The organism is Roseobacter sp. (genome assembly GCF_045106495.1).
Classification (GTDB): domain Bacteria; phylum Pseudomonadota; class Alphaproteobacteria; order Rhodobacterales; family Rhodobacteraceae; genus Roseobacter.
This window is the reverse complement of record NZ_JBGCEQ010000060.1, coordinates 1-25,048: the sequence shown is the minus strand read 5'-3', so window position 1 is coordinate 25,048 and position 25,048 is coordinate 1. Positions and strand designations below refer to the sequence as shown.

The 25,048-nt window shown below is 55.1% G+C and carries 26 protein-coding genes, 1 other RNA gene and 1 pseudogene; 6 read left to right on the top strand and 22 right to left on the bottom strand.

What is annotated here, in order from left to right; translation table 11 throughout:
* The 5 genes and pseudogenes from AB8B75_RS21855 to AB8B75_RS21835 all read right to left on the bottom strand — a co-directional run.
* A partial coding sequence (locus tag AB8B75_RS21855; protein WP_405365300.1) for an aldehyde dehydrogenase family protein occupies positions 1 to 471 on the bottom strand: 471 nt, incomplete at its 3' end.
* Positions 472 to 491: 20 nt separating this feature from the next.
* A pseudogene (gene betC, locus AB8B75_RS21850) lies at positions 492 to 2,000 on the bottom strand (choline-sulfatase).
* Positions 1,997 to 2,572 (bottom strand): choline-responsive transcriptional repressor BetI, encoded by a 576-nt coding sequence (betI, locus tag AB8B75_RS21845; RefSeq protein ID WP_405365299.1) that lies wholly within the window; start codon positions 2,570 to 2,572, stop codon positions 1,997 to 1,999. The pseudogene betC and the gene betI overlap by 4 nt, the downstream one beginning before the upstream one ends.
* Positions 2,573 to 2,652: 80 nt before the next feature.
* Positions 2,653 to 3,558, bottom strand: a complete 906-nt coding sequence (locus tag AB8B75_RS21840) for a DMT family transporter (RefSeq protein WP_405365297.1) — start codon at positions 3,556 to 3,558, stop codon at positions 2,653 to 2,655.
* Between the two features lie 39 nt (positions 3,559 to 3,597).
* Positions 3,598 to 4,197, bottom strand: coding sequence for a LysE/ArgO family amino acid transporter (locus tag AB8B75_RS21835; protein ID WP_405365295.1), 600 nt, complete (start codon positions 4,195 to 4,197; stop codon positions 3,598 to 3,600).
* Positions 4,198 to 4,285: 88 nt separating this feature from the next.
* Here AB8B75_RS21835 and AB8B75_RS21830 point away from each other — a divergent pair, with 88 nt between their 5' ends.
* The gene (locus tag AB8B75_RS21830) at positions 4,286 to 5,188 is read left to right on the top strand and encodes a LysR family transcriptional regulator ArgP (RefSeq protein ID WP_405365294.1); all 903 of its coding nucleotides are present in this window, start codon (positions 4,286 to 4,288) and stop codon (positions 5,186 to 5,188) included.
* 425 nt (positions 5,189 to 5,613) lie between these two features.
* On the opposite strand, the gene AB8B75_RS21825 is transcribed toward AB8B75_RS21830, so the two are convergent.
* The 4 genes from AB8B75_RS21825 to AB8B75_RS21810 all read right to left on the bottom strand — a co-directional run bounded on the left by AB8B75_RS21825 (position 5,614) and on the right by AB8B75_RS21810 (position 7,682).
* The gene (locus AB8B75_RS21825) at positions 5,614 to 6,354 is read right to left on the bottom strand and encodes a YebC/PmpR family DNA-binding transcriptional regulator (RefSeq protein ID WP_405365293.1); all 741 of its coding nucleotides are present in this window, start codon (positions 6,352 to 6,354) and stop codon (positions 5,614 to 5,616) included.
* A 61-nt stretch (positions 6,355 to 6,415) separates the two neighbouring features.
* A complete protein-coding gene (locus AB8B75_RS21820) occupies positions 6,416 to 6,691 on the bottom strand; it encodes a hypothetical protein (RefSeq protein WP_405365291.1) in 276 nt (91 codons plus the stop codon).
* Positions 6,688 to 7,092, bottom strand: a complete 405-nt coding sequence (locus tag AB8B75_RS21815; RefSeq protein ID WP_405365290.1) for a hypothetical protein — start codon at positions 7,090 to 7,092, stop codon at positions 6,688 to 6,690. Before AB8B75_RS21815 ends, AB8B75_RS21820 begins: the two co-directional genes overlap by 4 nt.
* 98 nt (positions 7,093 to 7,190) lie before the next feature.
* On the bottom strand, positions 7,191 to 7,682 hold the full coding sequence (locus AB8B75_RS21810) for a hypothetical protein (protein WP_405365288.1): 492 nt from the start codon (positions 7,680 to 7,682) through the stop codon (positions 7,191 to 7,193).
* A gap of 54 nt (positions 7,683 to 7,736) precedes the next feature.
* On the opposite strand from AB8B75_RS21810, the gene AB8B75_RS21805 reads away from it, so the two are divergent.
* Positions 7,737 to 9,509 carry an SLC13 family permease gene (locus AB8B75_RS21805; protein WP_405365286.1) on the top strand — a complete coding sequence of 591 codons (1,773 nt, stop codon included), beginning with the start codon at positions 7,737 to 7,739 and terminating at the stop codon, positions 9,507 to 9,509.
* A gap of 130 nt (positions 9,510 to 9,639) precedes the next feature.
* On the opposite strand, the gene AB8B75_RS21800 is transcribed toward AB8B75_RS21805, so the two are convergent.
* The 3 genes from AB8B75_RS21800 to AB8B75_RS21790 all read right to left on the bottom strand — a co-directional run bounded on the left by AB8B75_RS21800 (position 9,640) and on the right by AB8B75_RS21790 (position 13,194).
* Positions 9,640 to 11,355 (bottom strand): SLC13 family permease, encoded by a 1,716-nt coding sequence (locus AB8B75_RS21800; protein WP_405365304.1) that lies wholly within the window; start codon positions 11,353 to 11,355, stop codon positions 9,640 to 9,642.
* Between the two features lie 118 nt (positions 11,356 to 11,473).
* On the bottom strand, positions 11,474 to 12,385 hold the full coding sequence (locus AB8B75_RS21795; protein ID WP_405365284.1) for a DMT family transporter: 912 nt from the start codon (positions 12,383 to 12,385) through the stop codon (positions 11,474 to 11,476).
* Positions 12,382 to 13,194, bottom strand: a complete 813-nt coding sequence (locus AB8B75_RS21790; protein WP_405365282.1) for a TIGR00282 family metallophosphoesterase — start codon at positions 13,192 to 13,194, stop codon at positions 12,382 to 12,384. Before AB8B75_RS21790 ends, AB8B75_RS21795 begins: the two co-directional genes overlap by 4 nt.
* Positions 13,195 to 13,321: 127 nt before the next feature.
* On the opposite strand from AB8B75_RS21790, the gene AB8B75_RS21785 reads away from it, so the two are divergent.
* Entirely contained in the window at positions 13,322 to 14,155 is an 834-nt protein-coding gene (locus AB8B75_RS21785) for an SDR family NAD(P)-dependent oxidoreductase (RefSeq protein WP_405365280.1), read from the top strand.
* Positions 14,156 to 14,255: 100 nt separating this feature from the next.
* On the opposite strand, the gene AB8B75_RS21780 is transcribed toward AB8B75_RS21785, so the two are convergent.
* On the bottom strand, positions 14,256 to 14,822 hold the full coding sequence (locus tag AB8B75_RS21780; protein WP_405365279.1) for a 5-formyltetrahydrofolate cyclo-ligase: 567 nt from the start codon (positions 14,820 to 14,822) through the stop codon (positions 14,256 to 14,258).
* Positions 14,819 to 16,210, bottom strand: a complete 1,392-nt coding sequence (gene mgtE, locus AB8B75_RS21775) for a magnesium transporter (protein ID WP_405365277.1) — start codon at positions 16,208 to 16,210, stop codon at positions 14,819 to 14,821. The genes AB8B75_RS21780 and mgtE overlap by 4 nt, the downstream gene beginning before the upstream one ends.
* A 120-nt stretch (positions 16,211 to 16,330) precedes the next feature.
* On the opposite strand from mgtE, the gene guaD reads away from it, so the two are divergent.
* A complete protein-coding gene (guaD, locus tag AB8B75_RS21770; protein ID WP_405365275.1) occupies positions 16,331 to 17,644 on the top strand; it encodes a guanine deaminase in 1,314 nt (437 codons plus the stop codon).
* 9 nt (positions 17,645 to 17,653) lie between these two features.
* Here guaD and AB8B75_RS21765 read toward each other — a convergent pair whose 3' ends face one another.
* From AB8B75_RS21765 to AB8B75_RS21745, 5 genes are all read right to left on the bottom strand, one after another.
* Positions 17,654 to 18,079: a CAP domain-containing protein gene (locus tag AB8B75_RS21765; RefSeq protein ID WP_405365273.1), complete on the bottom strand. Its 426-nt coding sequence runs from the start codon at positions 18,077 to 18,079 to the stop codon at positions 17,654 to 17,656.
* Positions 18,076 to 19,416, bottom strand: a complete 1,341-nt coding sequence (locus AB8B75_RS21760) for an 8-oxoguanine deaminase (protein ID WP_405365271.1) — start codon at positions 19,414 to 19,416, stop codon at positions 18,076 to 18,078. Before AB8B75_RS21760 ends, AB8B75_RS21765 begins: the two co-directional genes overlap by 4 nt.
* Positions 19,413 to 20,231 (bottom strand): histidinol-phosphatase, encoded by an 819-nt coding sequence (hisN, locus tag AB8B75_RS21755; RefSeq protein WP_405365269.1) that lies wholly within the window; start codon positions 20,229 to 20,231, stop codon positions 19,413 to 19,415. The genes AB8B75_RS21760 and hisN overlap by 4 nt, the downstream gene beginning before the upstream one ends.
* A 99-nt stretch (positions 20,232 to 20,330) precedes the next feature.
* Positions 20,331 to 20,702 (bottom strand): helix-turn-helix domain-containing protein, encoded by a 372-nt coding sequence (locus AB8B75_RS21750; protein ID WP_405365302.1) that lies wholly within the window; start codon positions 20,700 to 20,702, stop codon positions 20,331 to 20,333.
* Positions 20,703 to 21,208: 506 nt separating this feature from the next.
* Complete coding sequence (locus AB8B75_RS21745) at positions 21,209 to 22,084, bottom strand: LysR family transcriptional regulator (protein WP_405365267.1); 876 nt, start codon at positions 22,082 to 22,084, stop codon at positions 21,209 to 21,211.
* Between the two features lie 117 nt (positions 22,085 to 22,201).
* Between AB8B75_RS21745 and AB8B75_RS21740 the strand changes: the two genes are divergently transcribed.
* Together AB8B75_RS21740 and AB8B75_RS21735 are read left to right on the top strand one after the other, a co-directional pair.
* Positions 22,202 to 22,417 carry a DUF1127 domain-containing protein gene (locus AB8B75_RS21740; protein ID WP_405365265.1) on the top strand — a complete coding sequence of 72 codons (216 nt, stop codon included), beginning with the start codon at positions 22,202 to 22,204 and terminating at the stop codon, positions 22,415 to 22,417.
* A 178-nt stretch (positions 22,418 to 22,595) separates the two neighbouring features.
* Entirely contained in the window at positions 22,596 to 23,333 is a 738-nt protein-coding gene (locus AB8B75_RS21735) for a Bax inhibitor-1 family protein (protein WP_405365263.1), read from the top strand.
* 343 nt (positions 23,334 to 23,676) lie between these two features.
* Here the strand turns inward: AB8B75_RS21735 and rpmG are convergent, their stop codons facing one another.
* From rpmG to AB8B75_RS21720, 3 genes are all read right to left on the bottom strand, one after another.
* Positions 23,677 to 23,844: a 50S ribosomal protein L33 gene (gene rpmG, locus AB8B75_RS21730; protein WP_011454349.1), complete on the bottom strand. Its 168-nt coding sequence runs from the start codon at positions 23,842 to 23,844 to the stop codon at positions 23,677 to 23,679.
* A gap of 281 nt (positions 23,845 to 24,125) precedes the next feature.
* An RNA gene (rnpB, locus tag AB8B75_RS21725) (RNase P RNA component class A) lies at positions 24,126 to 24,523 on the bottom strand.
* Positions 24,524 to 24,611: 88 nt separating this feature from the next.
* Positions 24,612 to 25,048: N-acetylmuramoyl-L-alanine amidase (locus AB8B75_RS21720; RefSeq protein WP_405365260.1), on the bottom strand; the 437-nt coding region annotated here is incomplete at its 5' end.

Below are 25,048 nucleotides of genomic sequence, written 5' to 3'. Positions count from 1 at the left end.
TTGGGTGGGGTAGTTCCACGCCCCGATGCCGACGCAGAGGCCAAGCGGCTCGCGGACGGTGGAGACCCAGAATTGGCCCAGCTGGATATGCTCACCGGTCAGGCTGCCTGCGAGGCCGCCGAAATATTCCAGCGCCTCGCGGCCGGATGTGGCGTCGACATAGAGCGTTTCGGACATGGGCTTGCCGGTGTCGAGGGTTTCAAGTTCCGACAGCGCGTGGTTGCGTTCTTCGATGATCAAGGCGGCGCGGCGTAGGATGCGGCCTCGTTCGGTGCCTGTCATGGCGGCCCAGATTTTCTGGCCCCGTTCCGCTGAGGCCAACGCCTGTTCGATGATCGCAGGCGTGGCCGCGTGGAGGGTGGCGATGGGTTGGCCGGTGGCGGGGTAAATGCAGGTGATCTCGGCGCCGTTTGTGTCCTCGACATAAGCCCCGTCGATGAAGTGGCTGGCGGTGGGTTGGGCGTTTTGCATGTCGATCTCCTGATGTCTTGTCATTCGCCGCGCGGGAAGCGTTGGTTTTCTTCTAGCACGTTGAGGTCCATGTGGTTGCGCATGTAACGCTCAGAGGCTTTTTTTTTTTTTTTCTAGTCCCAAGGGAAGTAGCCGCCTTTGCGCAGGGCTTCGTAGACCACCCAGCGACCCTCTTGGGAGTGGCGGATGTCGGCGTCAAAACGGTCCAGATCCCAGCGGGCATCTGCTTTGGCGGACAGCGAGTTGTAGGTGCCTTTATGGGCTGGGTCTTGGGCCAGGTTGATCAGCTCATGCGGGTCGGCGTCCATGTCGAACAGCTGGTCGGGGTCAAGCGCGCAGCGGTTAAACTTCCACTTGCCATAGCGCAGCGAGACCAGCGGCGCGTAGGAGCCTTCGGCGGCGTATTCCATCTTAACGGGCGTGTCGCGACTGCCGCCTTGGCCCAGAGGCACGATGCTTTCGCCGTCGGTCCAGTCCATCACCTCAGACATATCTACCCCGGCCAGATCGCACAGCGTTGGGCAGACGTCGATGTTGGATACGGGCGTGGTCTGCAGCCCTGCCTCCATCTGCGGCGCGCAGATCATCAAAGGTACCCGAGCGGAACCTTCGAAAAAGGACATCTTGAACCACAACCCGCGCTCGCCAAGCATGTCTCCGTGATCCGAGACAAAAAGGATGATTGCCTCCTGCCTGGTATCCTCGAGCGTTTGCAGGATCTCGCCAACCTTGTCATCCAGATAGCTAATGTTTGCAAAATAGGCCTGCCGCGACCGGCGGATATCCTCATCCGCAATTTCAAAACTGCGCCAATCGTTTGCGTCGAATATCCGCTGGCTGTGCGGGTCCTGATCGCTGTAGTCAAAGGCCGGAACCTCGGGTAACAGATGCGCGCAATCCGCATAGAGGTCCCAATATTTCTTGCGGGCCACGTAGGGATCGTGCGGATGTGTGAAACTGACCGTCAGGCACCATGGGCGGTCATCAGACCCGCGTGACAGATCATAGATCTTGCGCTTGGCGTTGAAAGCGACTTCATCGTCATATTCCATCTGATTGGAAATTTCAGCCACGCCGGCCCCGGTCACTGACCCCATGTTGTGGTACCACCAATCGATGCGCTCGCCAGGTTTGCGATAATCTGGCGTCCAGCCAAAATCCGCCGGGTAGATGTCGGTGGTCAAGCGCTCTTCAAACCCATGCAGCTGATCCGGACCAACAAAGTGCATCTTACCGGACAGACATGTCTGATATCCTGCACGGCGGAGATGATGCGCATATGTCGGCACAGAGGATGGGAATTCAGCAGCATTGTCATAAACGCCAGTGGCAGAAGGCAGTTGCCCGGACATGAAAGCCGCCCGGCCAGGCGCGCAAAGCGGCGACGCCGTGTAAGCATTGCGAAACCGCGTTGACCGCTTGGCCAATTTTTTCAGGTTTGGCGCATTTAGCCAGTCAGCAGGCCCATCCGGAAAGAGCGTGCCGTTGAGCTGATCGACCATAAGGATCAGAATATTTGGGCGGCTCATCGGCGGCCCTCCAACAAGGTATTGAGCGTTGCCAAGGCCGTGCAGCGCGCGGCATCGGGGGTCTGCGAACGCGACAATGCGGCTCTTAGGTAAAGTCCGTCAATCAGCGCAGCCAAGGTTTCTGCAGCAGCATCAGGTTCATCTGTCAATGGCCGCAGCGCGTGGCTGAGATTGGATTTCAACCGGCTTTGATAGAGTTTCAAAAGCCGCAACATCTCACTGTTGGTTTGCGCCTGCGCATACAGCGTCATCCACGCGCTCACCGTATCCGGCGCAAAGCAGGTTGGCGAAAAACTGGCCTCAATTAGCGCAATGGCCCGGCCTTTCGGCGTTGCCGCCTCTTTTAACGCACGCCGCACTTCTGTGCCGAAATCCCGCAAGATCCGGCGCATGGCCGCTAGAAAAATCTGATCTTTGCCGCCGAAATAATGATGCGCCAATGCGGTTGACATTCCCGCCCGCTTGGCAATTTGTCCCACCGTGATGTCCATGGATCCTTTGGAGGCCAGTTCCGCAATGGTCGCCTCGACCAAAGCAGAACGACGGATCGGTTCCATTCCTAACTTCGGCATAAGATTTCCTCCAAAATGCAGCGTGTTCCGCATAGAGGTTTTTTTATTGACTAGTCAATCAATAAAAATCTGTATCAGTCTTAAACCTTTGTCTCATGCACAGTCGGCGTGGTTTGACCGCGTTTTAACACAGCCTCTCGCCAAGTGATGAACACAACCGAAGCGAGGATCACGATGCCACCGACCACAACCCAGATATCGACTGCCTCGTCAAAAATCAGATAGCCGAGCAAGACGGCCCAGACCAATTGTGTGAAGGTCACGGGTTGCGTCACCGTCAAAGGGGCCGATGCAAAAGCGAGGGTCATCGTGTAATGCCCAGCAACCGCAAAGCAGGCGACACAAAACAACAAGGCCAAATCGCCAGGTGTCGGCGTCACCCACTGCATGAAGGCAAAAGGAGCCAAAACCAGGGTCACGAAAATAGACAGCATCGCCACCACGACAGACGGTTTGACTTCATCAGCCATCACTTTGGCCGTCAGGTAGGATCCGCCAAAAACGATTGCGGCAAATAGCATAGCCAGATGCCCGCTGCTGACATCTCTGAATCCCGGGCGCAAAATGATCAGCGCACCTGCAAGCGCGACCACCACCGCCAGAATCCGCCGAAACGCCAGTTTCTCGCCCAAAAAAAGCGCAGCCCCGATGGTGACGTAGACAGGTGCGAGGTAGTTCATGGCCGTCACATCTGCGATGGGAATGCGAACCATGGCATAAAACCACAGCATGACACCACAGCCATGCACAAAACCGCGCAAGCCAAACAAACCCCACTGTCGTTTGGTCAAATGCACCTGCCGAAGTGCCCCAATGGCCGGGATCAAAAACACCAAGCCTAGAAAATAACGCAGAAAGGCCATTTCGACTGGAGGCAGACGTGGTCCCATATACTTGACCAGCGCCGTCACTGCTATGAAGCACACACCGGTCGCCAACATCCAGAAGATGCCGACAAGCGGGCGCTGTGGGGTGCGGGTGACCATGCGGCATAGACACCGCGTTTTGCTCTAGACTGCAAGGGTTTATGTTAACAGCAAGCCCGCTGCTATGGCCCACATGGTAAAAGCGATCAGACCATCCAATATGCGCCAACTTGTGGGTTTGGCAAAGAGCGGTGCCAAGACGCGCGCGCCGTAGCCCAATGCGAAGAAGAAGCTGATGCTTGCCAAAACGGCGCCTGCACCAAACCAAATTCGGTTATCGTATTGAGCCGAAATCGATCCGATCAAAACCACCGTATCGAGATAGACGTGCGGGTTCAGCCAGGTAATTGCCAGCAAAGTCAAAAGCGTTGAACCGAGGGGCCTGTCCGTTATTCCGTCCGCCTGCAACGCGTGCCCCCCCTCCCATGCGGAGCGGGCATTCCGCCAACCATACCACATCAGAAATGCAGCACCGCCATATCGCATAGCGGTCTCGAACCAAGGCAATTTCTGCGCTAAAACGCCGAATCCCGCGACGCCGCCTGCGATAAGCACAGCGTCCGATGTACCACAGGTCAGACAGACCCAGAAAACATGTTCGCGCCGCAGCCCCTGACGCAGCACAAAAGCGTTCTGTGCGCCGATGGCGACGATCAGAGACAGGCTCAGGATAAATCCTGGGAAAAAGGCATCGAACACAGGCAGGCTCCTCGCTGGCTGGATATTGACTAAACCTCGCAATCGATTAAATCAAATTAAAGAAAATCACTGTAGATTAGATTTGCTAATGCTCATGGATCCCAACCAACTGGCCGCCCTAGCCGCAATCGTGCGTCATGGCAGTTTCGATGCCGCGGCCGCGCATTTGAAAGTGACGCCCTCCGCCATCTCACAGCGCATCAAAGCACTGGAAGAGCAGATGGGCACGGCTTTGATTTATCGCGGTCAACCCTGCGTGCCCACATCCGCAGGCACACGTCTTGCGCGTCACGCCGACGATGTCGCGTTGCTTGAAGCGCGTGTGATGGATGATGTCGCGCCTGCGTCTCGAGTTTCCGCCCCGCGTGTGCGGATTGCCGTGAACGCAGACAGTCTTGCCACATGGTTTGTAGCGGCGCTGGCGCAAAGTAGTGACATGCTGTTCGAGTTAGTGATCGATGATCAAGACACCTCGACAGATTGGCTATTGCGCGGGGCTGTCAGCGCTGCAGTCACCGGAGAGGCCAAGGCCGTCTCGGGATGCAATTGTCAATCACTTGGGGCGTTGCGTTATGTGGCGACAGCAAGCCCTGACTACATAGCACGGTGGTTTGACAAGGGCGTGACCGCGGAGGCCTTGGAATGCGCGCCTGTGCTGACCTTCAACACCAAGGACAAACTGCAGCATCGCTGGATCTCCCAATCGACAGGATTAAGCTTGATGCCACCGGCACATCAACTGCCCTCAACTCACGCATTTGTGGACGCCGCGCTGGTGGGGCTCGGATGGGGGCTCAACCCGCTGCCCCTTGTCGCGGAACATCTGAAAAGTGGTTCTCTTGTGCCGTTGATTTCGGATCAGCCTATGGACGTGCGTCTTTATTGGCAAACCAGTCGGTTGATGTCGGCGGCGCTTGACCCTTTGACGCGCGGCATAAAGGCCGTCGCGGCAGAACATCTCATTAAGAATTCTCACAGAACTGTGATTTAGAAAGATAAATCACGGAAATCTGAACCTAGATGATTGGCGTATACCTTTTTGTTCCCCATATGATGGGAAGAGTAATAAGGATGCGATTAAAATGTTAAATAATCAGAACAACCTCGACCTCACCGCGAAGGACATCGCGTTGATTGAGTCGGCGCTGCACACACAGAAGAAAATCCTGGCCGTCCAAAGAGAGGCCGGTGGCAGTGGAGCGCATAAAAAGATGAATGATTTGAAGAATTTAATGAAGCGCATCAATCGAAACAAAGTGCGAAAGTGCAGGGCCGAAACACAAAGCTGGTCATACTTCGCACGCATGTTGTTTTCCACCAGATGCGACCAAGCGCGTTAAGACGCCACGCGTCGCGCAAAGAAAAAGTCGCCCAGGCATCCGGAGCGGCTTTTTTCATTTAATAATGGCCAACCGATTACAGCGCCGCCATCACCTCATCTGAGGCATCAAAATTTGTCGTGACGCGCTGCACGTCGTCGTCGTCTTCGAGCGCGTCTATGAGCTTCATCAGTTTTTGCATGCTCTCCAGATCCATCTCTGTCGTGATAGTGGGCTTCCAAACCAGTTTGGTGCTCTCGGACTCGCCCAATTCACTTTCCAGCGCTGTTGCCACATCGTTGAGGTCCGTATCTGCACACCATATCACGTGGCCCTCATCGGTGCTTTCAACATCCTCCGCACCGGCTTCGATGGCCGCCATCATAACCGTGTCTGCATCACCCACGTCCGCCGCATATGTCACTTCACCTTTGCGGTCGAACATGAAGCCCACGCTGCCGGTCTCGCCAAGATTGCCCCCGTTTTTGGTAAAGGTGGATCTGACCGTTGATGCTGTCCGGTTTCGGTTATCTGTCATCGCCTCCACGATCACAGCGACGCCATTAGGACCATAGCCCTCATAACGAATTTCTTCGTAGTCATCGCCGTCGCCCGCCTGCGATTTTTTGATCGCGCGATCAATGTTGTCCTTGGGCATTGATTGAGACTTGGCCTCCTTGATGGCCAATCGCAAGCGCGGGTTTTTGTCCGGGTCGGGGTCGCCCATCTTGGCCGCGACGGTGATCTCTTTGCTGAACTTGGAGAACAGTTTTGCGCGCACAGCATCCTGGCGCCCTTTGCGGTGCTGGATGTTTGCCCATTTTGAGTGGCCGGCCATTGGAAGTTCCCATTCTTTGAGTTTGAGATTGTTTATCCGCCTGCCAGAGAACGCTCAACCCCTATGGTGCGCCGACCCCGAGCTGAACAACAATCATCACCAATCGCAGCGCCAGGCCCAACGTGAGCGCACCCAGCATCCAATTGGGCATGACCCGCGCAAAATCCTGAAAATAGCGTGCCTCTTCCCGCTTCAGCTGAACGGTATGCGGGTCTGCGCCCTGTGTTGCCAGTATTTCGGCCTGCCGCTCGTACCAGCGTGACCTCAAAAGATAGGAACAGGCCCAAATGGCCGGGCCAAGGATGAGCGCGTCAGAAATCAGATCGGCAGAGATCACTTTTTTACAGCGTTCAACTCGATCCGGTAGCCCAGCGCCTCGGCCAAGGCAAAGACCTTCCAGAGCGTTGGTCCGGTTTTCGACTCTCCGCGCGCAATGCGCGACAAGGCAGAGTGGTCAAATCCAAACTTCGCGCCAATTTCCCGGCCACTGAGGGCTGTATCATTCAGCATCCGGGCAATCACCTGAGCGCCCAAGGTACGCGCCAATTCCTCACCAACGTCGCGAAACACTGCGTTCTTCTCTGCCGGGCTGAGTGCGTCGAAAGCCTCCTCATGCGCAGTTTCATCCAAGACAGAGAGAGTAATCTCGGAGGTCTTGGCGGTCCGAACAGGTTTACGCGTCACCGCACGTCTGGTGGATTTTATCTCTGAACCCGAGTTAATCTGCACATCACTCATGGATAACCTCCTCATTTCGAGGTAAAAGTAACTGTTGTCTTGCAAAGCAACACTTAAGCCATATCGCCGTTTCTGTCAAGATTTCATCAAACGCCGCATTAAGGGGTATCCAGGGCTCGCACTTGAGTAATCAGGAGTTTTGCGCGTTTCGCCTCGCGCAACGCTGCGAGCCGACGGTCGCAATCTGCCAGAGTCCCGACAGACAAGAAAGCCAAGCGGCGATGGGTGTGTTCTGTATAGAGCACCAGGCACGCCAGCTCAAACTTTCGCGAACGAAACCGGGCAAAATACCCTTCATTATCCGGATCGTTCAGCCCGTTAATGGACTGAAACAAAACAGGCTTTTCCATGTCACGCAGAAAAGCTCCGAATTCTGGCGGCGGGTAGTACTGTTTCACATGACGGGCCTGCGCGACATGGCTCCAACGCAGATGGTCCGGAGAACGCCAACTGTTTTCGATTCCACGCAGATATCTGATCAGGCCAAAAATCCGCAGTTTCGTCTTGGATGCTGCGCGGGGACCCAGTTTACCGGCATCTTCCAGCGCCGTTGAAAATCCATTGGTGATTAAAAAGTTCAAATCAGACATAACCGCAGTTGAGGTAAAACAACTCGCGAAATCAAGTCTGTGGAGCAAGTCCCTGTGACGTCTGACCAAATCATTCTGTTTGCGCTTTTTGGCGCCGTATTTGGCTTGCTGCTGTGGGGACGGTTTCGATACGATATCGTGGCATTTTCCGCATTGATGATTGGTGTTGTAGTCGGTGTGGTCCCAACTGAAGATGCGTTTTCGGGTTTTGGCCATCCGGCCACGCTTGTGGTTGCTTTGGTCTTGGTGGTTTCTGCTGGTTTGGTGCGCTCGGGCGCGGTGTTTCTGTTCACGCGCACATTGGTCGATGCCTCACGCAGTCTGTGTGCACATATTGCTCTCATGGGTGCGTTTGGGGCGGTGCTCTCAGCTTTCATGAACAACGTCGCGGCTCTTGCCTTACTGATGCCTGTGGACATGCAAACCGCCCGCAAAGCCGGTCGTGCCCCGGGTCTTAGCCTGATGCCGCTCAGCTTCGCCACGATCCTTGGCGGCATGGCAACGCTGATCGGAACTCCCCCTAACATTATCATTGCCTCGATCCGCGAGGATGCCTTGGGCGCCCCATTTGCCATGTTTGATTTCGCCCCTGTGGGCGGTGCCGCCGCGTTGGCTGGTTTGATATTTGTCGCGCTTGTTGGATGGCGGTTTATTCCACAAAGCGACACGGCAGACGATACCAACGGTGACATTTCTCAATACATTGCCGAACTCATTGTGCCTGAAGGCAGCAAACAGATCGGCAAACGGGTTTCAGAATTGAACGATTCTGCTGACAAGGCGGATGTCGCAATTTTGGGTCTGATCCGGGATGGCAAGAGACGCTATGGGCAATCCCGCAACACCCTTTTAAATGCGGGCGATGCGCTTGTGTTGGAAGCCACGCCAGAGGCGCTGGATGAATTCCGCACCAGCCTTGATCTGGCAATCGCGGACACCAAGCGCGAGGAAGCCTTGCGCGCAGATGGTGAGGGAGTGGAAATCATCGAGGTCGTGGTGCCTGAGACCGCGCGCATCAACGGTAAGACCGCTCAGACCATTGGTTTGGCATGGCGCCAACGCAGCGTTTTACTGGGAATTTCCCGTCAAGGCAAAAGGATCACGAAACATCTGCGCAAAACCGAAATTAAAACCGGCGACATCCTATTGCTCTTGGTGCCGCGCGATACCGGGCAGGACGTGACAGACTGGCTGGGCTGCCTGCCTCTGGCTGATCGCGGTCTGGCGGTGACGGAAAACAGCAAGGTATGGTTGGCCATTGGTCTGTTCGCGGGTGCAGTTATTGCCGCCAGCGTCGGCTTGCTGTATCTGCCCATCGCCTTGGGACTAGTTGTTGTCGCCTATGTGTTGACGCGTATCGTGCCCTTGGGCGAACTATACGATCACATCAATTGGCCTGTAGTTGTTTTGTTGGGTTCGATGATCCCGCTCGGCGCCGCATTGGAAAGCTCTGGCGGGACCGAGCTGATTGCAGGCGCTTTGGTGTCATGGACAAACGGTCTGCCCGCATGGGCCGTTCTGACAGTGTTGATGATCGTGACCATGACGCTCTCCGATGTTCTCAACAATACCGCGACCACAATCGTCGCCGCGCCCGTGGGTATTCAGATGGCGCAAACCTTATCTGTGTCGCCAGACCCCTTCTTGATGGCCGTTGCTGTGGCTGCGTCGAGTGCTTTCCTGACGCCGATCGGGCATAAGAACAACACGCTTATTCTGGGCCCGGGCGGATATAAATTTGGAGACTACTGGCGCATGGGTCTACCGCTCGAAGTGATTGTTGTTGCAGTCTCTATTCCGGTGATCCTAGTCGTCTGGCCCCTGTAGCCGCCCAAGTGTTCCCATCAAGACTGGCATACGACGGAACGGCATCGTCTTTTCGTGTAAGGTAGACAAATTTTTTTTTGGTCGCAAGATACTGCAAAGAAATGGTTTTTCGCCGTTCGGCACATTGCTGTTACAACGGCCAGATCAGTGGAATGACCGCAGAAACGATCAAAGCCATGCTCAGGTTCAAAGGCACGCCAATGCGCATGAAATCGGTGAACTTGTAACCGCCCGGTCCATAGACCAGCGTGTTTGTTTGATACCCGATGGGCGTGGCAAAAGCGCAGGATGCGGCAATCATCACAGCAACCACAAGCGGGCGCGGGTCGAGGCCCAGCGCAGTTCCCAAACCAATTGCAAGTGGTGTCATGATCACGGCCACAGCGTTATTGGAAACCACTTCCGTGAAAGTTGAGGTCATAACAAAGACCACCAGCACAACCACGGTCGGGGGCATGTTGGTCAAAGCGGGCGAGACAGCATCAACAATAAGCGCAACTGCGCCGGAGTGCTGTAGAGCTGCGCCGACAGCCAACATCGCGAAAATCAAGGCAAGCAGCCGACCATCGATGAAAGAAAACGCCTCATCCGCGTCAATGCACCCAGTGACCAACACGAGAGCGACGGCCAGTACAGCCAGCAATAAAATAGGTGCCACGTTGAATGCCGCCAGTATGACGATCCCCGCGAGTGCGAGTATGGCAATGGGCGCATGGCTGCGACGAAATGCGCGCGCCGACGGGTGCGACACATCCACCATATCCATGTCCGCGGCCAGACGTTGAATGTCTTCTGGCGCGCCTTCGAGCAAGAGCGTATCGCCGATTTTTACAACCAGGTCATCTAGTTGGCGCCCGATGTTCTGATTGCGTCGGTGCACCGCCAGCGGGTAGACACCGTACCGGCGGCGCAGGCGCATGTCTCCCAAAGATCGCCCCACCATGCGACACCCCGGCGTGATCAACACCTCCACAGTGGAGGTCGCAACAGCCGAAACCTGATCCACTCGCTTGAGTTCTTTGTTGGCTTGGAGGCTGAGCAGCTCAGTCATCTGGGTGCGCAGCACGACACGGTCTCCGATTTGCAACGCCACGTCCTTGAGATTACGGCGCAACGAGGCATCACCGCGAATGACGTCAACGAGGCGCACGCCTTCGCGTTTGAAAAGTTGGACGCTGAGAACGTCGCGGCCGATGAGATTACTTTCGGCCGGGATCACAGCTTCGGTGAAAAACTTCATTTTGGAGCGATCCGACAGCATATTCGCCATGCTGTCGCGGTTCGGTAGCAAACGCGGAGCCACAACAGCCAAGTACAACAGACCCCAGACACAAACTACAAGTCCGATGGGCAGGATTTCGAAGATGGTAAAAGGAGCCAACCCCTGCCCGCGCGCGACACCGTCCACCAGCAGGTTGGTCGAGGTCCCGATCAAGGTAAGCGAGCCACCCATGATCGCGGCATAGCTGAGCGGAATAAGATATTTCGAGGCTTTGGCCCCGAGGGTCTGGCTCAACTGGACAACAACCGGGATCATGACGACCACTACTGGCGTGTTGTTCATGATAGCGGAGGCGCCCATCACAGAAAGGATCACACCCGCGACGGCCGATTTAGGGTGGGTTTTCGCATAGCGTTCGGCAATTTGCGTCAGCACTTCCAGCGCGCCTGTGCGCACTAGCGCGCCCATGACAATGAACATCGATGCAATCGTCCAGGGCGCTGGGTTTGACAAGACCGCGAGAGCGTCTTCATAGGGCAGAACGCCGAGCAACAGCATCAAGGCCGCACCGGTGATGGCCACAACCTCGGTCGGAAAAACCTCGCGTACAAACAAAAAGAACATCACCGCAACCACGGCCAGTGTCAGCACAGCACTGACGGTCGGTGAAAATTCAATGAGCGGGAACAATGTGATGCAGCCTTTACTTGCAGTTCAACCGGAAGTTAGTGTCGCTGATTGATCATCCGGGGGCAAGCACCGCTTTGACACGCGGCTGCACCAAATACATCCCTGCGAACATAAACAGCAAAGCGATCCAAACGCCGCTTGGATAAGTTTCATCCAGGATAAGTTTTGCCCAGAGCACTCCGAACCCAGTCACAAGGTAGCTGACCTGAACCGCAAATACAGACCCGGCGCGTCCTACCATCCAGACATAGCTGACATAGACGATGACGTGGATCACCGAGGCCAGAACCAATGCCTGCCCTTCGCGTGTCATCGCAGCATCCAACGGAATCCATTGCCCAGACAGAAGTGTGGCGGGCAACATGATGACGGCCCCCATCATCGAAGCGCCGTATAGAACCTGAAACGGATCCATACCTGCGGTTCCGAATTTGGCAACCAGATTGCTTTCGAGCCCGTAGCAAAACCCAGCGAGAAGCCCGACCAGCACCCAAAACACCGCTAAATTCAGCACCGAAGCACCAGGGAGCGCAATCAACATCACGCCAAACAAACCCAATAAGAGGCCACCGGCCCGACGCCAGGAAAAACGCTCCAATCCCATGATCAGTGCAATCGCAAATCCCCACATCGGCACCATCGACAGCAAGATGGAGGCGATGCCCGCAGGAAGATGCACGATCGACTGATAAGAGGCCGTGTTGGGGATCATGGTGCCGACAATCGCGACCATTAGGCATATGCCGATCTGTTTTCGCCCTTTTGGAAGACCTGTACCCCGCAACGCACAGATCACGGCCATCAAAGCTGCCCCAATGGCCAGTTGCCAAAAGATCAGACCAAAATGTTGGTATCCTGTGGAGACCGCGATCTTGCTCAGCGGGTGTGTCATCCCCCAGCCCGCACCCATCAATACGAGCACAGCGGTGCAGATGAAAACCTCGCGTCGCGTGAGCTGTTTCAAGGCTTTGCGGCTTGCAAAAGCCCCCCGTTGCGCACCATCGCGATCCGCTTGGCGCGACCTGTACGATCATCCGTTTCTACATAGACACCGGAGAGCGTGGCTTCGCCATTGGCGGGCGTAAACCGATCCCGCGGCATGCCAGTGATGAACCTGCGCATCGGTTCGGTCTTTTCCATGCCAATCACGGAATTGTAGTCGCCACACATGCCTGCATCAGTCAAATAGGCTGTTCCGCCGGGCAAAACCATCGCATCTGCCGTGGGCACATGGGTATGCGTGCCAACCACGAGACTGGCACGTCCATCGCAGAAATGGCCCATTGCCATTTTCTCGGACGTCGCTTCGCAGTGCATGTCCACAATCACAGCCTGCGCCATGCCACCCAGAGGATGCGTTTTCAAAACCGGTTCCACCGCGGAAAAGGGATCATCAAACGGGCGCTTCATAAAGACCTGACCCAGAATCTGCGTCACAAGAACTTTGCGCCCGTTCTTGGACGTAAAGAGACGCGCGCCTTTACCCGGCGCTGTTTTGGAAAAGTTCAAGGGCCTGATGATGCGGGGTTCCTGTTCAATGAACCTAAGCATGTCCTTTTGATCGAAGGCGTGATCTCCAAGTGTCAGGCAGTCCACCCCTGCGTCCAGAAGCGTTTTGGCATGCGCGCCCGACAAGCCAATACCTGACGTCGCATTTTCGCCATTGACCACGACAAAATCCAGTTTCCACGCTTCGCGCAAACCCGAAAGATTTTCGGTGATCGCGCGCCGACCGGCCCGCCCCATGACATCGCCAAGAAACAAGATTTTCATGTTTGATCCGTAGGGCGCGCCGACACACAGAGCAAGAGGTTTGCTGCAGAAAATTGGCGCGCATTGCGATAGCCGCCGAGAGACTCCTGCGCTAGACTTGGGTAAGTTCAGCAAAAGGGATGGCGCTATGGCATGGAATGATATCAAATCCGCAGGCGGCTTGGCTGTGATCACGGGAGGGGCCAGCGGTGTTGGCTTGGCAGCCGCACATCACCTGGCCAAGGAAGGTTTCGACATCCTTCTGGCGGACATAGCTGAAGAACAATTAATCACTGCCGCAAAGGGTCTGCGTGATGCGGGGGCCACAGTACACACGGCAGTCACTGACGTGTCAGACGCAGGCGCGGTGACCGCATTGGCGCAAACTGCTTTCGGCCTTGGACCGGTAGCCGTGGTAATGAACAATGCGGGCATTGGCATCGATTCCGACACGATTCAGAAGCCGGAGGTATGGCGTAAGACCTTCGATGTGAATTTCTTTGGTATACTTAATGGCGTACAAGCATTTGTCCCAGGGTTGATTGAAGCCAACAGACCAAGCGCCGTGATCAACACTGGCTCCAAACAGGGGATCACGACGCCGCCTGGCAATCCAGCCTATAATGCCTCCAAGGCAGCAGTTAAGGTTTTGACTGAACAGTTGGCGCATGAGCTACGCGAAATGTCCGCGCCCGTCGATACGCATCTTTTTGTGCCAGGGTTCACCTATACCGGCATGATCGCGGCGGTGATGCCGCAAAAACCAGACGGTGCGTGGACCAGTGAACAATGCGTCGACTACTTGTTTGGTCGTGTCGCGCAGGGCGATTTTTACATCCTGTGTCCTGATAACATGGTAAATGAAAACACCGATGCGCGCCGCATCTTGTGGGGGGCCGGTGACATTGCCGAGAACCGCCCGGCCTTGTCCCGGTGGCATCCCGTATGGGCAGAAGCGTTCAGCGCTTTTGAAAAAGGGTGAGCGCAGCGCCATCACAGCTTAAACCACCAACCCAATCTTGTTGAATTGGTGGTTTTCTGTGCTTTTTTGCATGCAACACGTGGCGGTAATCGCAGCAAGGCTACGCGGACCGAAAGTCAACAACATTGCTTTCGGTGACGACAAAATCGAGCTTTTGATCCGTCGTCTCAATTGGCAACGAGGCCGCTTCTTGCTCAGAGTATGCAAATCCAACCGCCAGTGTCGGACGCGCAGCACGCAGGCGCTCCAGCGTGCGGTCATAGAAACCGCCACCGTACCCCAAACGCCCACCGTTTGCATCAAAGGCAACCAACGGCACAATCACAATCTCCGGCTCGAAAAACTCAGGCTGAGCTGGAATGCGCGCGCCAAAAGGCCCGTTCACCAATGGCAAATCCGGCTCCCATCGCGCGAATTTCAGGGGTAACCCCGCGCCCATAATCACCGGGATTCCGACTGGCCCATGCGCTGCAGCTTCTGACATGGCTGGCACCGGATCGATTTCGGTGCGGATGGGCATGTAGCCAGAAAGAGGCACACCTCGATGGCCAGCTAAAAATCCGGAAAGAACTCCAGCCGCGACACCAAAGTCACTCGCATGCGCCTTTTTGCGTCGGGCAAATCCCTCCTTACGCGCAGTGTCTTTGACTTCAGCGAGGTCGGTCACAGCAAGACCATCGCAGCAAGGCCGAGGAAAGCAAAGAAGCCCACCACATCTGTGACCGTTGTTACAAACGCCCCGGATGCCAAGGCAGGGTCAACACCAAAACGTTCGAGCAAGACGGGAATTGCCGTACCAGCAAAACCGGCGACGACAAGGTTTATCACCATTGCTGCAGCAATCACATAGCCCAGCGCGGGTGATCCAAACCAAATCACCCCGACGAGGCCCATGACCACGGCAAAAATCACGCCATTCACCAAACCTACTAAAACTTCACGACGTATAACCCGCCAGATGTTCGCGCCTGTAAGGTCTTTGGTGGCAATGGCCCGCACGGCGACTGTAAGAGACTGTGTACCGGCGTTGCCTCCCATCGAGGCGACAATCGGCATGAGTACAGCGAGGGCCACAATTTGCGCAATTGCCGCCTCGAACTGCGAAATGACCACGCTGGCGGCAATGGCGGTGACCAGATTGACGGCCAGCCAAGGCAGCCTTTGTTTGGTTGTCTCAATCACGCGATCCGACAAGGACCCCTCGCCCACACCCGCCAAACGCAGAATATCTTCTTCATGTTCTTCGTCTAACACAGCCATGGCGTCATCGATGGTGATCACGCCGATCAGCCTACCCTCATCATCTACAACCGGCGCAGAGATCAGGTGATATTGGTTGAAGGCATAGGCAACGTCAGATTCCTCTTGTAAAGCCGGAATGACCTGAAAGGTTTCCTCCTGGATATCAGCCAGTTTGGTAGCGCGTTTGGAACGCATCAGTTTGCCCAACGTGACATTGCCAATCGGATGCAAACGTGGATCGACAATCACGATATGGTAGAACTGGTCCGGCAGTTGCTCTTCGGGCGTGCTGCGCAGATGGTCAATTGCTTCGCCGACGCTCCAGTGTTCAGGGGCCATCACCACCTCTCGCTGCATCAAGCGGCCGGCGGAATATTCGGGGTATCCCAATGCGCGCTCGACGGCGTCTCTGTCTACATCTTCCAGCGCCTCCAGGATGGCTTCCTGTTGGTGATCTTCAAGGTCTTCGACCAGGTCAACGACGTCGTCGCTGTCCATGTCCCGCACCGCTTGCGTCAGGACTTGATGCGGCAGAACTGCGATCACCTCCTCGCGGACGGACTCGTCAAGCTCGGAGAGGATCTCACCGTCAAATTCACGACCATAAAGGCGAACCAGCCTCGACCGATCGAACGCATTGATCTGCTCTAGAAGATCTGCAATATCCGCCGCATGCAGTGGCTCCATCAGCTCTGTGAGCTTGGCGGAATCCTCTATATCAACCGCATACAGAATGGACGAAATCGCCTTGGGATCAAGGACATAAGCGTCCTCGTCAGTTTCCGCATCCAACTCCACGGTTTGATCCGACATTCGCTAAAGTCCCTTCCTGCTCACAGGACCATATGCGCGCGTCGGATCGGATACAATGGTCGTGCGCCGTACATCCACCTTCCAGTTGTGGCAGGCAAACGAAGAGCTTAAAGAAAAGGGATGAGCGTACAAACTCTCCTATTGGGCCAGACATTCGTCGCCCGTGGCAATCCTTTGGAAACGCCCTGGCAAGACGCTGTCAGCGTCAACACATCAGGCGCGGTTCTCATTGATGGCGCGCAGATCAGTGCCGTCGGCGACGCTAGTGTTCTGCGCGCCGCGCATCCGAAAGCCAAAATCGTGGATTACGGCATGCACCTGATCTGCCCTGGTTTTGTGGATGCTCATGTGCATTATCCCCAGACCGCAATGATCGCCAGCTGGGGCAAACAACTGATCGATTGGTTAAACACCTATACGTTTCCGGAAGAGATGCGGTTGGAGGATCCGGTTTATGCCAAATCGATCGCGTCGCGGTATCTGGACCTCGCGTTGGACCACGGCACCACAACCATGTGTTCCTTTGCCACGATCCATCCCACAAGCGTAGATGAATTTTTTACTCAAGCTTCCACCCGCGACATGCGCGTTGTCGCAGGCAAGACATGCATGGACCGCAACGCGCCGGACGGGCTTCGCGACACGGCGCAGACGGCATATGACGACAGCAAAACTCTACTAGATCGCTGGCATGGAACCGGGCGCGCGCATTACGCGATCACCCCTCGGTTTGCGCCGACATCAACACCTGAACAACTTGATGCTCTGGGAGCCCTATGGCATGCGCATCCTGATTGCCTGATGCAGACTCACATTAGCGAACAATTACCAGAAATTGACTGGGTTCGTAACCTGTACCCCGATGCGCGCGACTATCTCGACACTTATGAAACCCATGGCTTGCTCGGCGCGCGGGCGGTGTTTGGCCATGCCATTCATCTTGAACCGCGAGAGATTGACCGGATTGCCGAGACCGGTGCCGCCCTGGTCCATTGCCCGACTTCGAACACATTCATCGGCTCAGGTCTGATGGATTTGGCGGGGCTGGCGACACGACGTATTCCTTTGGGACTAGCAACCGATACGGGCGGTGGGTCGTCCTTTTCCATGCTGCGCACCATGGCCGCCGCGTATGAAATAGCCCAATTGCGGGGCACCGCGTTGCATCCCGCACAATTGCTGTGGCTGGCAACGGCGGGTTCCGCCCGGAGCCTGCATCTGCAGGATCACATCGGCACGCTTCGTGCAGGCAGTGACGCAGATCTTGCAATACTGGATCTTGAATCAACACCAGCGATTACGCAGCGCGCGCGCGAGGCAAATACTGTTTGGGAAGCCATTTTCCCGACTGTGATGATGGGAGATGATCGGGCGATCGCTGATGTATGGATCGCCGGACGCAAACGAGCGTGCAAAGAACCAGTTACGCCTTAAGCGAACTGGTCAACACCCGGGTGCGGCCAGTACCATGACCCAGATGTAATCGCCCGCTTCGACCAAAGCGAACTCCGTCACCTCTGTCGACAACATGTTCCGTTTGTGGCCCGGAGAATCGGCCCAGGCTTGCATGACCTCGGACAAAGATTGCTGTCCCTTTGCAATATTCTCGGCCACAATGCACCAGCCGTACCCTAGGCGCGACACCCGCTGCGCCACACTCGACCCATCACTGCCGGTGTGATCAAAAAAGCCGGACCGTGCCATGTCCAAGGCATGCGACTGGGCTGCCGCCTCAAGCTCCGTTGAATAAGCCACGGGCGCGCGTCCTTCACCACTGCGATAGGTGTTGAGCGCCTGCAGGGCCGCACTGTCCGCGCCGGCCATCCCCGTCGATGTCAATAAAACAAGAAAACTGTAAATCAACCTCATATCGCATCTCGCAACTCGCGCGCCATTCGGTTTTGCCGCGCCACCAAAGCTCCCATGTCCAAGGTAACAATCTGACCATCCCGTACCACTTCGCGACCTTCCACGAACAGGTCACGCACAGTTGTTGGCCCAGCCAGCAGCAACGCCGCCGGGTCCCAGCTGCCCGCAGACTCGATACCCGACACATCCCAAACAGCGATGTCCGCACGCGCCCCCACAGCGATCCGTCCGCATTCCGGTCGGCCCAACACATCCGCCCCGCCGCGCGTTGCAATCTCCAGAGCAGTGCGTGCGCTCATGGCGTCCGCCCCTTGGGCAACCCGTTGCAATAGCATGGCCTGACGCGCCTCTGCCGCAAGATTACCCGCGTCATTGCTGGCAGACCCGTCAACGCCCAGCCCCACCGGAACACCTGCGGCACGCATCGCTTTGACGGGAGCGATCCCACTTCCGAGGCGGCAATTGGAGCAAGGGCAATGCGCGACACCTGTTTTGGTTTGTGCAAACAACTCAATCTCGGAAGCATCTAGTTTGACGCAATGCGCGTGCCAGACATCCGGTCCGACCCACCCCAAATCCTGCGCATATTGGCCAGGACGACAACCAAATTTCTCCAGTGAATAGGCAATGTCCTCGTCATTTTCAGCCAGATGCGTATGCATCATCACGCCTTTATCGCGCGCGAGCAAAGATGCTTGACGCATCAGATCCCTGCTTACAGAGAAAGGCGAACATGGAGCTACGCCGACTCGGCACATCGACTCGGGACTCGCGTCATGAAACCCATCAATCACACGGATGCAGTCTTCCAAAATCGCATTTTCTTCCTCAACTAAGCTGTCCGGCGGCAGGCCACCCGCCGAAACACCTATGCTCATCGCTCCTCTGGTTGGCTGAAACCGGATGCCGATTTCCGCAGCCGCGTGAACGGTATCCTCGAGGCGAGAGCCGTTCGGGTAAACATAGAGATGATCACTGCTGAGCGTGCAACCTGACAGGGCTAATTCGGCCAACCCCACCTGTGCTGAAGTAAACATGTGATCCGGTGTAAACCGGGCCCAGATTGGGTAAAGCGCCTGAAGCCATCCAAAAAGCAGAGCATCCTGTCCTCCTGGCACCGCCCGGGTCATCGACTGATAAAGATGGTGATGTGTGTTCACCAAGCCCGGAGTCACCACACAGGCACTGACATCGATGGACGGCGCGTCACTCCTAAGGTTGCTGCCAATTTCGGTGATGACGCCATCAACAATCAGTATGTCGGCGAATTCTACTTCGCGCCGTTCGTCGTCCATGGTGAGAACATGCGCCGCGTCGCGCAGCAAAAGACGCCTCACGGAGTGACCTCGGCCAGAATTGCCAAGGCCTGAGCGTGGACATCGGCGTTTGCTGCGGCCAGAGCGCGCCCACCATGATGCGCCGGACGGCCCTGCCAATCCGTCACAACACCGCCAGCAGCTTCAATAAGCGCAATGGGCGCCTGAATGTCATAGGCCTGTAAACCGGCTTCGACCACAAGATCGATCTGCCCCGCCGCCAGAAGCGCATAAGCGTAGCAATCCATGCCATACCGAGTAAGTTTGGTTTGTTCTGCCAAGGCTCTAAATGCCGCGCCTTCAGCAGCTGTACCCACTTCGGGGAAAGTCGTGAAGATAATGGCGTTTTTCAGGGCTTTTGTCGCTCGCGTGCGCAAGTCAACCTGCCCCTGAGGCCCGCGCATTTGTGCCCGCCCCCACGTGCCAAAAAACCGTTCGCCGATATAGGGCTGATCGATCATCCCATAAAACGGGCCCTGATCGTCCGATACTGCAATCAAAACACCCCATGTGGGCGTGCCGCTGACGAAACCACGTGTTCCGTCGATGGGATCAAGCACCCAGGTCAGACCGCTTTGACCCTCTTTCGATCCATATTCTTCACCAAGAATTGCATCGTCTGGGCGCTCTCTAGCCAGAATAGCGCGCATCGCGCATTCTGCTGCGCGATCAGCTTGCGTTACCGGGTCGTAACCTCGATCCAGCTTGTTGTCTTCTACCAAATCGAAGCGACGAAAGTATGGTAGGATAGCCGCGCGAGCGCTGTCAGCCAAAAGATGCGCAATGCTTTCCAACGCGAGAATTTCGTCTGGGGACTGTCGACTGTCGCTGATCATGCGCCCCTCGTGCCACTCCGACGTCAAAGAGGCAAGAGAGGTAGGCCCATCTCAGATATTCAGAGCAAGCGCTGAATACTCTGCCAGAACATTTTTTGGTCAGGCAACATCGCTCAGAACACGTGCCAGTTCAAACAGGCGTCTGCGTTGATTCTCAGGGATAGCATAATAAGATCGAACGAGATCCATCGCTTCTTTGTCACCCATCATATCCGCTGAAATCACATCGCTTGCAGTTTCAGCACCATCTTCGGCTTTGAGGCCATCAAAAAAGAACGCGACATCGACCTCAAGCGCATCAGCAATATCCCAGAGGCGCGATGCACTCACGCGATTTGCGCCAGTCTCATATTTTTGGATTTGTTGGAACTTGATGCCTACACATTCCGCCAGTTTCTGCTGTGTCATGCCAACAAGCCAGCGACGCTGCCGGATTCGCTTTCCAACGTGAACGTCTACGACATGTACCATCTGATTATTCCTTGCTTTAACCTTGCTAAAAAAGGTGGCCAACTGACTTTCAATGGTTGTTGGCACAACCTAGCCGCGAACACCGAAATACACTTATGCTTAAAAACAATAGTGGAAATCAGCATGCAATCAACAACAAACGCATCCCATTTTTGTGAACGTCAAACGCCAAGCGCCTCTTTAATGCTGGCTTATCCAAGGATTTCAGCGGCTTTGCCATTTTGCTCGCTTACAGGAAGATTCCGTTAAAAATTTTACTAAAAGTCAAAATTTCAGCGGAAATTAACTACTATAGGTTGAATTTGAAGTTCCCAAATTAAGTATTTGATAATGTATTTTCTGTGCAAAACAGTCTCGTCTCTGCGCATTTGCGCCTGCTCAACATAGGCGGAAAATGACCTCGTTGCGCTTATTCTGGCGGATATTTGCCGGATCAAACAAAAAATGTCTCATTTTTTTCACGTAATCTCTCCCAGAAAACACAGATTGCACGATCTGGAAAGCTCTCACCCCACTTTCAATCTTAGAGATTCCACTCGCGCAAAAGCCCTGCGCAAAACATCTGCCAGAGCATCATGAACGACACCCTTTTTGACCTGCGCTCCGTAAAGGTTGATCAGCTGCAGGGGTAATTCCGGCAATGCGCCGCCGTGATCTATGCGTTCCAGATGTGGCGGTTCGGTGCCTTCAATCATGGTGTGAATCGCCAAATCAGCACTCACCGTCGCCTCAATTGTCCGATCACTATCGGTTTCGACGATCACATCCCAAGGGATACCAACCGAGTCCAATGCCTCAACGACACGTGGTCGGAATGTACACAGCCTCCCAAAAGCCAACTTCAGCGGTTTTTGCCGCCACGCAGCGCCACCCGGAGCTCCGATCCAACGTAGAGGTTTGCGACTCAGCGTCTCTGCACCTGGCTCAATATTGTTTTCCGTGGTGAGAATCAGATCGCACTCCCCGCGCCCAAATTTCTCTTTGAGTGCGCGAGTGTAAGAGGACACCAACTGAACTTTAACACGCGGGAATGCTGCATGAAATTGTTTCAGAACCTGCGGAATTGCCGGGTAAACGATATCATGCGGTACTCCCAGGACAATCTCGCCTTCATACGCCTGATCCGTGAGGCGCCCAATAACTTCATCGTTTAATGCAACCATGCGACGGGCGTAAACCAACAATTGTTCACCAGAGGCCGTCAGAGCAATCGTACGGCCTGATCTGTCCAGCAGTTCCAAACCCAACAATTCCTCCAAGCGCTTGAGCTGCATTGAAACGGCAGATTGGGTCAAATGCAAAAAACCGGCGGCGCGCGTGACTCCACCCGCGTCAGCGACAGCTACAAACGACCGCAAAGTCGTGACGTCCAAATTTCTCATATCAAGCTTCCTGATGATTGGCTTCACAAACATTCGTTTTACTAATGAAGCATAGCGTACAATATACATCAAGTAATTTGATGAAATCCACTCAATACATCACGAAAGGAAAGTACAATGGCCCTGATTGATCATTTTCAACAAACACAACACTGTGCCGCACAGAAACCGCGCAGAGGCCTGAAGGCACTCGTGACGCTTTGGCGAACCCGCCGTGCTCTTGCCCAACTCGATGACCGCGCATTGGAAGACATCGGTGTAACCCGCCATGCGGCCGATCTCGAAGCCAAACGCAGTATCTGGGACGTGCCGCAATCATGGAAATTTCACTGAAGACAAATGTAAAATCCGCCGGTTTGGCTCGTTGGTAACACTTTGTTAGCCTAATTTGGTCAAACCGGCATAAACCCGACCGAAAAACCTTGAAATACGCCTCATAGGCACCGATATTCGTTTGAGAGAACGCTCAGAGGGTCTGATGCGTGAAAAAAACGTTTTATTGGAGGTCTTAATGGCTGACGTGAACACAATCCGGTCTGTTGCCGGGTCCCGCGCCGACCAGATTGATGAGGGTCTGCGCACCCATATGAGCAAAGTCTACGGCACGATGTCCGTAGGCATGTTGATCACCTTTGCTGTGGCTTGGGCAGTTGGTACTGCGCCGGGATTAATGGCGGTCTTCCGTGATCCAGTCACCTTGTCACCAAACATTCTTGGATGGATCGTAATGTTCGCGCCTCTGGGCATGGTTTTCGCCTTTGGTGCAATGATCAATCGCATGTCGGCTGCAGCGGCTCAACTGTTCTTCTATGCCTTTGCAGGTGTGATGGGACTTTCGATCTCGTGGATCTTTGTGGCCTTCACCGGCATGTCGATCGCGCAAATCTTCCTGATCACATCCATTTCCTTCGCCGGTCTGTCTCTCTGGGGCTACACGACGAAAAAGGACATCTCCGGTTGGGGCAGCTTCTTGATCATGGGCGTTATCGGTCTGGTTGTGGCGTCGATTGTGAACATCTTCCTCGGGTCCCCGGCGATTATGTTTGCCATTTCAGCCATCGGCGTTCTAATCTTTGCGGGTCTGACAGCTTACGACACGCAGAACATCAAGAACACCTATCTCCAGCATGCGCATCACGGTGACCAGGAATGGCTGCAAAAGTCAGGTATCATGGGCGCCCTGAGCCTATATCTGAACTTCATCAACATGTTCATGATGTTGTTGTCCCTGTTCGGAAACCGCGAATAAACTAGCTTCGCAAGTGAGTTGACGAAAAGGCCGGTTCTCAAAGAGCCGGCCTTTTTTGTTGCGTTCTCGCAATCTAGTACATCGGATAAAATCACACCGTAACTCACTTGCTGTCATGCGGAGGGACACAAGAGCGCTGATGTATGCCGGTTTTCAAGGATAGATGGCTGCGCCATTTTTCGATTGTTGCAATTGCCCAATCTCATCACGTCACTAGACGTGCGTTTTGCAGCGACAATGATGGAAACCGTACAGTCGGTCTGCGTCAGTTTTCGAATTTCCTGACAGCACAAAAAAACCACGCAGGGTTTGCGTGGCTTTGTCAAATCTTGTGAAAGAAGGACTACTTGATCTTGCCTTCTTTATATTCGACGTGCTTCCGCGCAACCGGGTCGTATTTACGTACGACCATTTTCTCGGTCATTGTGCGGGCATTTTTCTTGGTCACGTAGAAGTGGCCTGTCCCCGCGGAGGAGTTCAGACGAATCTTGATCGTGGTTGGCTTGGCCATGTTACTTCTCCTGCTGCAATCCCGCTCCGGTGAGCGAGCGCGTCAATCCTGAAGCCCGGCTTTTAACTGGATGGGCCACCAAGTCAACCGCAAAAGCCAGGTTTTCCGTCGTTCTACTTCGCGTCGTGTAGGTTTACCTATCCACTTAACTGTTTCGAACCATACAAGGCATCAGATCACCTATTTTGGGAAAAACGATAAGCCGCGCCTAATGCAATCATCGTTCGTACCTGTCCTGGCTGGCCTATTGCCTGAAAGTTCACACTTTCCATATCAGATCTATGCGCGGAAGGCCTGTAAGCCGGATTCTGTTCCCCAGATTGCTCTGGTTCGATGACCATTCCTCTTGCCACCCGGTTGCCCGGACAGCTCTAGCTGCCAACCCGGATCTGCTCGGGCAAAAGCAACCCTGTCTTGCGACACGCGATCCCTATTTGGCATTGCTCCCGGTGGGGCTTGCCTTGCCGCCACTGTTGCCAGCAGCGCGGTGGGCTCTTACCCCACCTTTTCACCCTTGCCACAGTTATGTGGCGGTTTGTTTTCTGTGGCGCTTTCCGTCGGGTTCCCGACAAGTTGCCTTATCGATTCCCGCCCGGGCGTTACCCGGCACCGTTGCTTCTTGGAGTCCGGACTTTCCTCTGACACCGACTTCGATGCCAGCGGCCATCCGCCCTTCCGCGCACCGCGTTACCTGCGCTCAAATCAAGCCCGCGTCAATAACTGATCGCGCGCAAGCTGACACAGGGGCGTTTCCAAAAAAAGCATTGTCAAAGGCGGTGATAGAGTTGCTTGTCAGCTTTTGTCTCCGGGCCATCGCGCCACGGTGCGAAGCGCATCCGCGCCGCTGACAAAAGATGCTCATCATCGGCAGGCGCTGTATAACCAGCGGCAAGAGCCGCACTTCGGAAGCTGGCTTCGGTGAGTTTACACAAAACAGGTCCGGCAAGGCCTTGCCGGGCAAGGCGCGCCCAGTCAAACTTGGGGCCCGGATCGAATTTCCGGCCCGGGGCCATGTCGGAATGACCTATGACATCCTCCGGGGCTACCGGCCAGCGGCTTCGAATGTCCCGGATTAGATGCTCCAAAGCTACCATTTGCGGCTCCGCAAACGGATGATCTCCTCGGTTGTCGAGCTCAATCCCTATGGATCTTGAATTGATATCGCTGAACCCGCGCCACTCGCCTGCTCCGGCATGCCACGCCC